The following is a 12,219-nucleotide window of genomic DNA, read 5'->3' on the forward strand; positions in this document are numbered from 1 at the left end:
GGTCAGCTCTCCGATCGTGCGGGGGCGAGTGAGGGGACGAGTGCGGGGGCGGGGGCCGCGGCCGCGGTGCGTGCCGGGCCGGCGAGGGTCGTCCGGGCGAGCTCGTCGAGGACGACGCGCTCGACGACCTCCTGGGCGACGCCCCAGCCGTGCCGGACGCCGGTGGCGACCTCGCGGCCGGGACGGGCGGCGTCGACCGCGCGGCCGAGCGCCTCCGCGATGCCCGCCGGAGTCGGGCGGGCCCAGCTCGCGCCGGGGTGCGGCAGGTCCGCGCGGGCGTCGACGGCGTCGTTCACCACGGCGACGGCGCCGCAGGCGAGCAGCTCCTCCGCCACCAGCGAGATGTTGGTGAAGGAGAGGGCGATGCCGGCCGAGCAGCGGTTGTAGAGGGCGACGAGCTCGCTCGGCGCGAGGGTGCCGTGCTCGATCACCGGCACGTCCCACGCTCCGGGCGCCGTGCCGTAGACGTGGATCGGCACCTCGGGGTGCTCGGCGTGGAAGAGCGCGAGCGCCCGCCGGCCGAGCAGGTAGCCGCGCCGGTCGGCGGCGGGCTTGGCGTAGAACACCACGCCCGAGCGCTCGCCGTCGGGGTTGTCCAGCGTGTAGGTGGTGGTGTCGCAGCCGAACGGCGCGAGGTCGCTCGTGACGCCGAGCGCGTCGAGGTGCGAGCGCACCATCTCGCCGAGGGCGATCGTGCGGAAGCCGAACCGGTAGCTGTCCTCCGCCAGGGCCGCGAGGGTCCCGCGCGGGTGGAAGAACGGCTCGTAGTCCTGCACGAAGTACAGCCGGGCCATCGGCGCCGTTCCTCGGGTGGCGAGCACGTGCGCGGTCTCCCAGGAGGTCGCGACGGCCGCGTCCACGCCGGTGACGCCGTCGTCGGCGCTGCGGATGTCCACGTCGAGCCACGGCCAGCCGGCGCGGATGATCGCGGCGCGGGTCTCGAAGTCGGCCCCGTGCCGGTCGTAGAGGAAGAGGGTGCAGCGGTGGCCGCGCGCGACCAGGCCCTGCACCATCCGGAACAGGGTGGTGTGGCCGCCGGAGCCGCGGTCGGGCGGGGTGCAGATCCAGCCGATCGACGCGGGGCCCTCGGCGCGGACCGGGGCGCCGGGCAGATCGAGGAGACCGGAGTCGGCGATGTCGCCGGGGAGCAGCGGCATGTCGAGCTCGCGGACGCCGACGCGGTCGCCGAGCGAGCGGACGGCGCGCTGCAGCAGATCGCGGCCGCCGGTGCTGCGCAGGCGCCGGACGAGCTCGCGGGGGACGCGGGAGGCGCGCATCAGAAGCTCCCCTCGCGGTGCCAGCGGCGCCAGGACCGGTCGGTGCGCAGGCGCCGCAGCACCCGCTCCAGCAGGAAGCGCGGGGAGAAGCGGTCGCTCGGCGCGCTCAGCAGTCGCGACTGCAGGCGCTCCCACTCGGGCAGCCGGGCCGCGTCGCCGTAGACCTGGTGCGCGAAGCCGATGTGCTCCTCGAGGTCCGCCGCGGTGGCGCCGCCGCTGTCGAAGCGCTGCGCGCCCTTGACGAGGGCGTCGCGGGCGAGGGCCCGCCGGGCGAGGTGCTCGAGCTCGTCGCGCCGCTCGAGCGGTCCGCCGGGATCGGCGAAGAAGGTCTCGAAGGCGAGCAGGCGCTCGCGCAGGTCGTGCAGCGGCGTCACGGTGTCCGAGCGGCTGCCCGCGTGCTCGCGGTGCCAGGCCTGGTCGACGCCCTGGATGTAGGCGACGTCGGACGCGGCCGAGAGGCGCAGCCAGAGCTCCATGTCGTAGGTGTGCGGCAGCGGCCGGGGCCAGCCGACGCGGTCGAGGACGGACCGGCGCACGAGCACCTCGGGCGACGTGATCACGTTGAGCCCGGTGCGGCAGCGCTCGTGCAGCCAGTCGCCGCCGGACCAGAGCAGCCACGACGTCGGAGTCGTCCGCGCGGTCGGCAGCACCGACCCGTCCGGGAAGTGCACGGGGTGGCCGTAGACCAGCCCGACCGACGGGTGCGCGCGGGCGACGGCGACCGCGCGGGCCAGGGCGCCCGGAGCGATCACGTCGTCGGCGTCGAGATACCAGGAGAACTCGCCGGTCGCCACGGCCAGCGCGGCGAGCACGCTGCCGACGGGACCGAGGTTCCGCGGGTTCGCCAGCACCAGGACGCGGTCGTCGCCGGCCGCGATCGAGCGGGCCACCGCGAGCGAGTCGTCGGTGGAGCGGTCGTCGACGATCACCAGCTGCACGCGGACGCCCGTCTGGCCGAGGGCGCTCGCCGCGGCGGCGGGCAGGAACTGCGCGTAGTCGTGCAGCGGGATGAGGACCGAGACGGTGGCGTCGGAGGTGTCGACGTCCTCGACCGGCACCGTGCGACCGCGCCGGGTCCCCGCGGCGACGGCGGTCGTCACGACAGCACCCCCGCCGGGCTCGGGGCGGCGGAGGTCGTGCTCCGCAGCGCGGCGATCAGCGACTCCGCCACGTACTCCTGCTGCGCCGCCGTGATGCCGGGGAACAGCGGCAGCGTCAGCAGCTGCCCGGCGAACGCCTCGGCGCGCGGCAGCGAGCGCGGGCGGCCGGAGGCGGGGAGGAACGGGGCCAGCAGGTGCACCGGGGTCGGGTAGTGCACTCCGGTCGCGACGCCGGCCTCCGCGAGCGCGGCGCGCAGGCGCTCCCGCTCCGGGGTGCGCACGACGTAGAGGTGGTGCACGTGCTCGTTGCCCGGCGCGGTGCGGGGGAGGACCAGCCCGTCGACGCCGTCGAGGAGCTCGGCGTAGCGGGCGGCGGCGTCGCGGCGCTGCTGGTTCCACTCGTCCAGGTGCGCGAGCTTCGCGCTCAGCACGACCGCCTGCAGCGAGTCGAGCCGGGAGTTCGTGCCGACCACGTCGTGCCGGTAGGCGCTGAGGCCGCCGTGGTTGCCGAGGCGGCGCACGGCCGCGGCGAGCTCGTCGTCGTCGGTCATCACTCCGCCCGCGTCGCCGTAGGCGCCGAGGTTCTTGCCCGGGTAGAAGCTGGTGCCGGCGATGGCGCCGAGCGAGCCCGCGCGGGCGCCGAAGCGCCGGGCGCCCTGGGCCTGCGCCGCGTCCTCGACGATCCGCACCTCCTCGCCGAGAGCGGCGGACAGCCGCTCCACCGGGGCGCACTGCCCGTAGAGGTGCACGGCCATCACCGCGCGGGTGCGGGGAGTGACGGCCTCCGCGGCCGAGTCGACGTCGATCAGGTAGTCGTCGTCGCAGTCGACGAAAACCGGCCGGGCGCCGGCGCGCACGACGGCCTCGGCGGTCGCCACGAAGGTGTTCGCGGGGACGAGCACCTCGTCGCCGGGTGCGAGGTCGAGCGCCAGGAGGGCGAGCTCGAGCGCGTCCGTCCCGTTGCCGACGCCGACGGTGTGCCGCACGTCGCAGTACGCGGCGAACTCCTCCTCGAAGCGGGATACGTCCGGACCGCGGACGAACGACGAGTCCGCGAGCACGCGGTCGAAGCCCTCCCGGATCACGTCGGCGACGACGAGGTGCTGGAGGTGCAGATCGGCGAGCGGGACGATCGGCTCGGTGGTCATGACGGGTTCCTTCGGTCGGAGGTGAGCTCGCGGACCCGGCGCAGCAGCCAGGTCCGCAGGAGGAGGAGGTAGAGGACGCCGCCGGTCGCGCCGCCCCCGAGGAGGGCGAGCCAGTCGGCATCGAGGCCGACGGCGTCGAGGCCGATCGGGACGAGCAGCGCGGCACCGGCCGCGGCCGCCGCGGCGAGCGCCGGCGGCAGCAGGGAGCGGCCCACGGCGCGCAGGTCGACGTCGATCGAGCGCAGCAGCCAGGCGAAGACGGGACCGACCACGAGCGCGGCCACCCCGATCTGCGCCCAGGCCGCGCCGACGAAGCCGCCGCCCAGGACCGCCGGGACGAGCGCGAGCGTGAGCGCCGCGAACCAGACGCCCTGCACGATCGCGACGCGACCGGAGCCGCCCTTCGCGAGTGCCGCCGAGCTGAAGAGATCGGCGACCACCCGCAGCGCGCCGACGACGCCGAGGAGCCCCAGCGCCGCCGCGGCGGGAGCCCAGCGCTCGCCGTAGACGACGTGCACGAGCGGGGCGGCCAGGGCGGCGAGCAGCGCGCCGAGCGGAGCGGCGAGCGCCCAGGTCAGCCCTGTCGCCGCGGCGACGGGCAGAGGGCGGCCGTCCTCGTGCGCCCGGGAGAACGCGGGCAGCGCGACGGAGCGGACCACCTGGCCCACCGCGGTCATCGGCCAGGTCGAGATGTTGAACGCGAGGACGTAGTAGCCCAGCGCCACCGGATCGATCAGCCCGGCGATCACCACCTTGTCGGTGCCGAGCACGCCCCAGGAGATCAGGTTGGCGATCGCCACCGGCAGGCCGAAGCGCAGCGCGGAGGGGGCGATCGAGCGGTCCCAGCCCAGGCGCGGCCGCTCGCGGGCGGCGACGAAGAGCAGCACCATCGTGCAGGTCTGCGCGACGACGCGGGCGACGGCGAGCGCCAGCACCCCGGTCCCGGCGGCGAGCAGCGCGAGGGTGATCGCGGTGGAGACGACGAAGTCGACGGCGGCGATCAGGAAGAGCGGCCGCTGGGCGAAGCGGCGCTGCAGCGCGGCGTAGGGGACGACTCCTGCCCCGGCCAGCGGCAGGGTGATCGCGAGGACCGCCAGCACGCCGGCCGTCTCGGGCGAGCCCGTCGCCGCGGCGATCATCGGCGCCGAGGCCGCCATCGCCGCGCCGAGAGTCCCGCCGAGGACCAGGCCGAGCACGGCCACGGTCGGCGCGCGCCGCTCGGGCTCGCTCGAGCGGATCAGATCGGTGCTGAGTCCGAAGTCGGACAGCGCCATCAGCACCGACTGCACGGTGAGCGCGAGCGCGTAGACGCCGAAGGCCTCGGGAGCGAGCAGCCGGGCCAGCACGACGCCCAGGGCGAGGCTGCCGAGCCGGAGCGCGATCGTGCTGAGCGCGCTCCAGCCCAGGGCCGACGCGATGCGGCTCCGGCCCGCGGAGACCGGAGGGGACTCGACGGCGGTCACGAGAGCGGCCTCCGCGCGCGCTCGCCGGCGCGGACGAACCGCCGCCACTCGGCCGTGTCGACGACCGCCGGCCAGCACTCGGCGGCGATCGAGGCGAAGCGGGCGCCCTCGGCCTGATCCTCGGGGCGTGCCGAGGCGCGGCTGCGCAGCGCCCGGCCCATCGCCTCGTGGGCGAGGGCGCGGCCGGCGTTCGCGCGGCGGTCCCCGCCCTGCGCCCGGCGGCCGGAGGAGTCGTGCCCGGCGCTGGTGAAGAAGTGCTCGATGGTGCCCCGGCGCTCGCGCAGCTCCGCCAGCGGGTCGCTGCTCGGCTGCGGGTGGCAGCGGGTCTGGACGACGCCGCTGATCCGGCCGATCCCGCCGAGCGCCGCGAGCCGCAGCCCGTAGTCGAGGTCGGCGGTGCGGGGGAGGTCCTCGGCGTAGCCGCCGAGAGCGTCGGCGATCGAGCGGCGGACCAGCACGGCGTGGTCGACCAGGAGGTCGGAGCCGTGCCGGCTCGTGCGCTCGATCCAGTCGGCCCCGCTCCACAGCGTCCACTCCACGCGCCCGGTGGCCGCGGTCGCGGGCCGGACCGAGATCTCGGCGTCGCCGTGCACGGCGCCCACCCACGGGTGCGCGGCCAGCAGGGCCGCCGCCCGCTCGAGCGCCCCGGCGGTGAGCGCGTCGGTGCTCGGCAGCACCAGCACGGACTCGCCGCGGACGAGCGCGAGCCCGGCGTTGCGGGCGGCGATCGTGCCGAGGCCGGCGGGCACCTCGAGCACGCGCACGCGCTCGTCGTCGACGACCGGATCCGCGTCCGTCACGACGACGACGTCCAGCCGGACGCCGCGCTGCGCGAGGACGCTCGCCAGCGCGGCGAGGGGAGATGCGCCGTCGACGGCCGCGATCACGACCGAGACGAGCGGCGCCGGGCCGGAGAGGGGGAGCACCGGCGACCGGTGCCCGCGGACGGCGCTCATGCGGACGCTCCTTCGAGGGTGCTGTCCGTGCGCCGGACGGCGTCGGGCTCGATCCGCGGAGCCGCGGGCACGCCGAGCCAGGTCTCGCCGGCCGGCTGATCGCGCAGCAGCACCGCGCCCATGCCGAGCGTCGCCCGGCGGCCGATCCGCGAGCGCTCGCGGACGGAGGCGCCCATGCCCAGGTACGCCTCCTCGCCCACCCGCACCCCGCCGCCGAGGGTGACCCCGGCGCAGAGCGTGGCGAACGAGCCGATGCGGTCGCCGTGGGTGAGGGTCACGTTCGGCATCGCCACCACGTGCCGGCCGATCGCCACATCGGCGGTCAGCACGACGCCGGCGAGCAGGATGCTCCCCGCGCCGATCCGGCAGTCGTCGGGCACGTGGATGGCCGGGTGCACGATCCGGGCGTAGCGGTGGTCGTGCACGCCGAGCGCGCGGAGGCGGTCGACGATGCGCGCCCGGCCGCTGCCGTGGCCGACGCAGACGGCGATCTCGGCGCGGGGGTGCTCGGCGATCGCGTCGAGGCCGCCGATCACGGGGACTCCCGAGATCTCGGTGCCCCAGCGCGCGGCGCCGTCGTCGACCACGCCGATGACGCGGTGGCTGCCGCTCACGGAGAGGAGGGCGAGGGTCTCGCGCGCCAGTCCGCTCGCGCCGACCAGGATCAGATCACGCACGGAGGACCGCCGTCTCGTGCTCGCGGGCCAGGCGCGACGGGGCCAGGACGGCCTCGATCACCCGGTCCTGGTCCTGCTCGGTGAGGGCGTGGAAGAGCGGCAGGATCAGCGTCCGGTCGGTCAGTCGCTCGGTGACGGGCAGTCGGTCCGCGTTCGGGTGCGCACGGTACGGCGGCTGGCGGTGGGCCGCCATGATGCCGCGGCGGGCGGAGACGTCGCGGGAGGCGAGCTCGGCCATCAGGCCGTCGCGCTCGAGCGGGTAGTCGTCGCCGACCTCGATCCAGAACGACTGGAAGTTGCTCGTGCCGTGCTCCGGGTCGGTCACCGTGCGCAGGCCCGGGACGTCGGCGAAGGCCGCCGCGTAGCGGGCCGCGAGCGCCCGGCGGCGCTCGATCAGTGCCGGCAGCCGGTCGAGCTGCACGAGGCCGAGGGCGGCCTGCAGATCGGTCATCCGGAAGTTGAAGCCGACCTCGTCGTAGTGCTCCGGTGCGGCGAGCACGCTGCCGTGCCGGTCCGCCGCGGAGACGGACATCGAGTGCTCGCGCAGGCGGCGGGCTCGGGCCGCGAGGTCCGCGTCGTCCGTCGTGAGCATCCCGCCCTCACCGGTGGTGAGGAGCTTGCGCGGGTGGAACGACCAGGCGGTCAGAGCCGCGCCGGCGCCGACGGAGCGGCCGCGGTAGCGCGAGCCCGCGCCGCAGGCGGCGTCCTCGAGGACGAGGACACCGAGCGGGTCGCAGAGTGCGCGGATCGGCTCGAGGTCGACGGGCACGCCGCCCTGGTCGACCGCGATCACCGCGCGCGTGGCCGGGGTCAGCGCCGCGGCGATCGTCTCCGCGGTGACGTTGCCCGTGACCGGGTCGACGTCGGCGAAGACGGGCCGGCCGCCGGCGTGCACGACCGCGTTGGCGGTCGCGATGAAGGAGAAGGAGGGGACCACGACGTCGTCCCCGGCGCTCACGCCGCCGACCACGAGCCCGAGGTGCAGGGCCGTGGTGCAGCTGGACAGCGCGACCGCGTGCCCGACGCCCATCGCCTCGGCGAAGGCCGCCTCGAAGCGCGCGACCCGGGGGCCCTGCGCGATCCAGCCGGAGGCGATCACCTCGGCGAGCGCGTCGCTCTCCTCGGTGCCCAGCCAGGGGCGCATCACGTCGATGCGCCCGGTGCTCGCCGCGCCGGTGCTCGCCGCGCTCATCGGGTCGCTCCGCTCAGGACGGGGGCGTCCAGCCGCTCGGCGCGCCACCACTCGACCAGGGAGCGCAGACCGCTCTCCAGGTCGTACGCGGTGACGAAGCCGAGCTCGTCGCGCGCCGCCCGGGTGTCGGCCAGGCGGCGGGTGACGCCGTTGACCGAGCGCGCCGGTGCGAAGACGACGTCGAGGTCGGACTCCATGACGTGCAGCAGCGTGCGGGCGAGCTCCAGCAGGCTGGTCTCGACCCCCGTGCCGATGTTGAAGGCGCCGTCGCGGCCCGCCGTCGCCGCGACCACGTTGGCCCGCGCGACGTCGTCCACGTGCACGAAGTCCATCGTCTGCGCGCCGTCGCCCATGATCAGCGGCGGGACGCCCGCCTCGATCCGCTCCATCCAGCGCACGAGCACCTCGGTGTAGAGGCCGTGCACGTCCATCCGCGGTCCGTAGACGTTGAAGTAGCGCAGCGCTGTCGAGCGCAGGCCGTTCATCGCGCCGAAGCTGGTGAGCATGCCCTCGGAGAAGGCCTTCGCCGCGCCGTAGATCGTGTCGTTGGCGTAGGGGTTGTTGCTCTCGGGAGTGGGGAACTGCGTCGCGAGTCCGTAGACGGAGGCGCTGGACGCGGCCACCACCCGGCCCACGCCGTGCGCCGCCGCCGCCTCGAAGACGGTGAAGGAGCCCTGGGCGAGGACGTCGAAGGCCAGGCGCGGGTCCTCCGCGCACTGGGTGATCCGGATCGCCGCCTGGTGGAAGACGACGTCCTTGCCGCGGACGACCGAGTCGACCGTCGCGCGGTCGCGGATGTCGCCCTCGATCAGCCGGACCCGGCCGTCCGCGAGCGCGTGCTCGAGGTTCTGCCGGCGCCCGCGGACGAGGTTGTCGAGGACGTCGACCCGGCTGACGCCGGTGTCGAGGAGGCGGTCGACGATCGTCGAGCCGATGGTGCCGGCACCGCCGGTCACCAGGACCTCGGCGCCCTCGAGCGAGACGGGGGAGGGGGTCAGCTCAGCCACGACGCCTCCTCCAGGCGGACCGCCGGAGCGGTGGTGCGGCTGACCTGGCCGGCGTCGAGCAGCCGGTCGCTGACCTGCTCCAGGACGCTGAGGACGCGCAGGGCGGCGCGGCCGTCGGTGCGGGGCGCGCGGCGCTCCGAGATCGAGGTCGCGAACTCCGTGACCATGTCGGCGAGCGGCTCGCGCTCGGGCAGGGCGGGCGACCAGGTGTCGCCGAGGCGGTAGGAGATCGCCGCGTCGTGGCGGGAGGTCCCGCCGCGGAGCGAGGTGCCGAGGTCGACGCCGCGGTCGAAGACGCTGAGCCGCTGCTGCGGGTTCACGTCGTCCCAGACCAGCGTGCGCCGCGAGCCGCCGATCACCATCCGGCGGATCTTGGTCGGGCTGAGCCAGTTCACGTGAACGTTGGCGATGGCGCCCTGGCCGAGCGGGACGGTCAGGTAGCCGACGCAGGCGCGCCCGGAGCCGAGCGGGTCGGAGCCCTGGGCGGCCACGTTCCCGGGGCGCAGGCCGCCGGGGATGATGAAGTCGAGGATCGACAGGTCGTGCGGGGCGAGGTCCCAGAACACGTCGACGTCGGGCTGGATCAGACCGAGGTTGATCCGCACCGCGTCGACGAAGAGCACGTCGCCGAGCGAGCCGGCGGCGATCAGCTCCTTCATCTTCAGCACGGCGGGTGTGTAGCAGTAGGTGTGGTCGGCCATCAGCACGACACCGGCGCGCTCGGCGGCGTTCACCATGTCGATCCCGAGCACGCTCGAGTCGGCGAGCGGCTTCTCGACCAGCACGTGCAGTCCCGCGGCGATCGCCGCCATGGCGATCGCGTGGTGGGTGCGCGCCGGCGTGGCGATGGCGATGGCGTCGAGTCCCGGCAGGTCGAGGACGTCCGAGAGCGAGCGCAGCACCGGCACGGAGCCGTTGGCGCGGGAGACGGCCTCCGCGCGGACCGGGTCGAGGTCGCAGATCGCGACCAGGTCCCAGTCGGCGCTGGCGGAGAAGTTCCGGGCGAGGTTCGGGCCCCAGTAGCCGGCGCCGACGAGCGCGACGCGGAGCCTCCGGGAGGGGATGGTGGTGGTCATGGCGGGTTCCTTCGGGTGAGGAGGGCGGCATGCGGGCACGCCGAGGGGACCGGGCGCTCCGACCAGGGAGAAGGAGCGCGCGGACGGGTGGGGACGGCGCGTCAGGGCGCGCCGAGGGAGGGGACGGCGGGGAGAGCGCCGGAGGAGGAGAGGGAGAGGAGAGGAGGGGAGCGGTCGTGCGTCAGTACGCGCCGACCGGGCGCAGCATCACGCGCAGGGTCCGCCAGAGGATGAGCAGGTCGCCGGCCAGCGACCAGTTCTCGACGTAGTAGAGGTCGAGTCGGATCCCGTCCTCCCAGTCGAGCTCGGAGCGGCCGCCGGTCTGCCAGAGCCCGGTGATGCCGGGCTTGATGTAGAGGCGGCGGTTCACGACGTCGTCGTAGCGCTCCACCTCGCTGAGCAGCGGCGGGCGCGGTCCGACCAGGCTCATGCTGCCGCGCAGCACGTTCCAGAACTGGGGCAGCTCGTCGAGCGAGTACCGCCGCAGCACGCGGCCGAGCGGGGTCACCCGCGGATCGTCGCGCAGCTTGAACAGCAGGCCGGAGCCCTCGTTCGCCGCGCTCAGCTCCGCCAGCCGCGACTCCGCGTCGATGCTCATCGAGCGGAACTTGAGCATGGTGAAGAGGTGACCGGCGCGGCCGACCCGCTGCTGCCGGAAGAGTGCGGGCCCGGTGCTGTCGCGGCGGATCATCACCGCGAGCACGGCCAGCAGCGGCGAGAGCACCAGCAGGGCGAGGGCCGAGACGCTCACGTCGAGCACCCGCTTGAGCGCGTGGCGCGGACCGGAGTAGCGCGGCGGCTCGACCCGCATCAGCGGGAGACCGTCCACCGGGCGCCAGTGGATGCGCGGTCCGGCGACACTGCTGAGCCCCGGTGCGAGCACCAGCTCGACCGCGAACGGCTCGAGCGCCCAGCAGAGCCGGCGGAGGTAGGCGTCGCCGCCGTCCACCTGACCGGCCACGACGACCGCGTCGGCGCGCTGCTCGACGACCGCCTGGGCGATCGTGTCGATCGCTCCGACGACCGGGATCGAGCGGCCGCGCACGGTGATCGAGCGCCGCGGGTCGGCGAGGAGCGTGCGCTCACCGCCGGTCGAGAGCGCGACGCCGACGACGTCGTACTCGACGCGGCCGCGCCGGCGGTCGATCTGCGTGACGATGTGCGTCACGTCGCCGGCGCTGCCGACGACGATCACCCGGGACAGGGCACGGCCGGCCCGTCGCTCCCGGGCCAGGTGCCCGCGGCTGAGGGCGTGCGCCGCCAGCATCCCGCCGAGCCCGACGGGCAGGGCGATCAGCACGTGCACGCGTGGCAGGTCGACGTGGGTGAGGACCGAGGCGACGGAGGCGAGGCCGAACGTCGCGACCGTCGCCGAGAGCAGACGGCGGAACTCGTCCGCTCCCGCTCCGATGCGGTGCGCGAGGCGCCGCTGGGCGAGGAGGACGGAGCAGACCCAGAGGGTGCCGAGGACGCCGGCGACCACGAGGTCGGCCGAGCGCGCCTCGGCGGATCGCGCTTCGACGGTCGAGCGCAGGCCGGCGGCCAGCGACACGGACCCGAGCACGACCAAGACGTCCGCGGCCAGGACCCTCCGCGAGAATCGGCGTCGCCAGCTCGAGGCCTCCGCCGGCGGTGCCGGAACGAGGACGAGGGCGCGCGGATCGCGCTGAGGAGTCGGGGCCGCGGTGGAGACGGCGGTCACCGCGGTCTCCTGCTCTCACCGCCGCTCGTATGCCGGGTCGCCGGGGGGAGGCGACGGGGTCTCGAGGAGGGAGGGAGCCGTGTGGGCGCGCTGGAGGCGCGCACCAGTGGTGCATACAAAGGATCAACCTGCATTTCGGGTTTACAGGGAAGGGGGGTACTGCAGGGCGGGCTCGGAGGACGTCGCGGTTTCGGGGCCGAGATGCATCGTCGCCACGTCGGCACCGCTGTGACCGTCGTGCTCCCAGGATGAGCAGATCGGTCGAGGCGGGGCCTCGCGTCGGGGCGGCGCGGCACGACAGGGTTCGTGCGCTCCGGTCCCGGTGGTCGGGTGGTTCTCAGCCGAACATAGCGCTCCTGGCAACCCGGTGCGTGGCCCCAGTAAGGGGGTCGTAGAAGGGGTGACATCCTCGACCGACTCCCGGGTGCTCCTCAGCGATCCTCCTAGAATCGTCCCGGTGCCGGGAGTGCGATCGGGTCGCGCCCCGGCGCCAGGGGAGCACTGCCGCCCCCGATCGCCAGGAATCGAGACGGGGCGCGGGAATCCCTGCGCGGCGACGCGGCCGAAGAGCTGGGGCACGAGGGTGCTGACGAACAGCATCAGCGCGCCGCCCAGGTAAAG

10 protein-coding genes are annotated in these 12,219 nt (G+C 75.0%); all 10 read right to left on the reverse strand.

Features of this window, described 5'->3' with window-relative positions; genetic code table 11:
• Positions 1 to 2: 2 nt before the first annotated feature.
• A complete protein-coding gene (locus tag MT353_RS21250) occupies positions 3 to 1,277 on the reverse strand; it encodes a glycosyltransferase family 1 protein (protein ID WP_243625849.1) in 1,275 nt (424 codons plus the stop codon).
• Complete coding sequence (locus tag MT353_RS21255) at positions 1,277 to 2,377, reverse strand: glycosyltransferase family A protein (protein ID WP_243625850.1); 1,101 nt, start codon at positions 2,375 to 2,377, stop codon at positions 1,277 to 1,279. Before MT353_RS21255 ends, MT353_RS21250 begins: the two co-directional genes overlap by 1 nt.
• Entirely contained in the window at positions 2,374 to 3,525 is a 1,152-nt protein-coding gene (locus MT353_RS21260; RefSeq protein ID WP_243625851.1) for a DegT/DnrJ/EryC1/StrS aminotransferase family protein, read from the reverse strand. Before MT353_RS21260 ends, MT353_RS21255 begins: the two co-directional genes overlap by 4 nt.
• Positions 3,522 to 4,988 (reverse strand): oligosaccharide flippase family protein, encoded by a 1,467-nt coding sequence (locus MT353_RS21265; protein WP_243625852.1) that lies wholly within the window; start codon positions 4,986 to 4,988, stop codon positions 3,522 to 3,524. Before MT353_RS21265 ends, MT353_RS21260 begins: the two co-directional genes overlap by 4 nt.
• The gene (locus MT353_RS21270) at positions 4,985 to 5,944 is read right to left on the reverse strand and encodes a glycosyltransferase family 2 protein (protein WP_243625853.1); all 960 of its coding nucleotides are present in this window, start codon (positions 5,942 to 5,944) and stop codon (positions 4,985 to 4,987) included. The genes MT353_RS21265 and MT353_RS21270 overlap by 4 nt, the downstream gene beginning before the upstream one ends.
• Entirely contained in the window at positions 5,941 to 6,621 is a 681-nt protein-coding gene (locus MT353_RS21275; protein ID WP_243599923.1) for a NeuD/PglB/VioB family sugar acetyltransferase, read from the reverse strand. The genes MT353_RS21270 and MT353_RS21275 overlap by 4 nt, the downstream gene beginning before the upstream one ends.
• Entirely contained in the window at positions 6,614 to 7,813 is a 1,200-nt protein-coding gene (locus MT353_RS21280; protein WP_243625854.1) for a DegT/DnrJ/EryC1/StrS aminotransferase family protein, read from the reverse strand. Before MT353_RS21280 ends, MT353_RS21275 begins: the two co-directional genes overlap by 8 nt.
• Positions 7,810 to 8,820, reverse strand: a complete 1,011-nt coding sequence (locus MT353_RS21285) for an NAD-dependent epimerase/dehydratase family protein (RefSeq protein WP_243625855.1) — start codon at positions 8,818 to 8,820, stop codon at positions 7,810 to 7,812. The genes MT353_RS21280 and MT353_RS21285 overlap by 4 nt, the downstream gene beginning before the upstream one ends.
• On the reverse strand, positions 8,808 to 9,896 hold the full coding sequence (locus MT353_RS21290) for a Gfo/Idh/MocA family protein (protein WP_123733029.1): 1,089 nt from the start codon (positions 9,894 to 9,896) through the stop codon (positions 8,808 to 8,810). Before MT353_RS21290 ends, MT353_RS21285 begins: the two co-directional genes overlap by 13 nt.
• Before the next feature lie 181 nt (positions 9,897 to 10,077).
• Complete coding sequence (locus MT353_RS21295) at positions 10,078 to 11,598, reverse strand: sugar transferase (protein WP_243599926.1); 1,521 nt, start codon at positions 11,596 to 11,598, stop codon at positions 10,078 to 10,080.
• Positions 11,599 to 12,219: the final 621 nt, after the last annotated feature.

The organism is Rathayibacter sp. VKM Ac-2927, assembly GCF_022815525.1.
Lineage (GTDB): Bacteria > Actinomycetota > Actinomycetes > Actinomycetales > Microbacteriaceae > Rathayibacter > Rathayibacter festucae.

Excerpts from the sequence above, each read along its gene's own strand:
- MT353_RS21270 (WP_243625853.1), bottom strand. The coding sequence starts at position 5,944 with ATGAGCGCCGTCCGCGGGCACCGGTCGCCGGTGCTCCCCCTCTCCGGC.
- MT353_RS21250 (WP_243625849.1), bottom strand. The coding sequence starts at position 1,277 with ATGCGCGCCTCCCGCGTCCCCCGCGAGCTCGTCCGGCGCCTGCGCAGC.
- MT353_RS21280 (WP_243625854.1), bottom strand. The coding sequence starts at position 7,813 with ATGAGCGCGGCGAGCACCGGCGCGGCGAGCACCGGGCGCATCGACGTG.
- MT353_RS21260 (WP_243625851.1), bottom strand. The coding sequence starts at position 3,525 with ATGACCACCGAGCCGATCGTCCCGCTCGCCGATCTGCACCTCCAGCAC.
- MT353_RS21290 (WP_123733029.1), bottom strand. The coding sequence starts at position 9,896 with ATGACCACCACCATCCCCTCCCGGAGGCTCCGCGTCGCGCTCGTCGGC.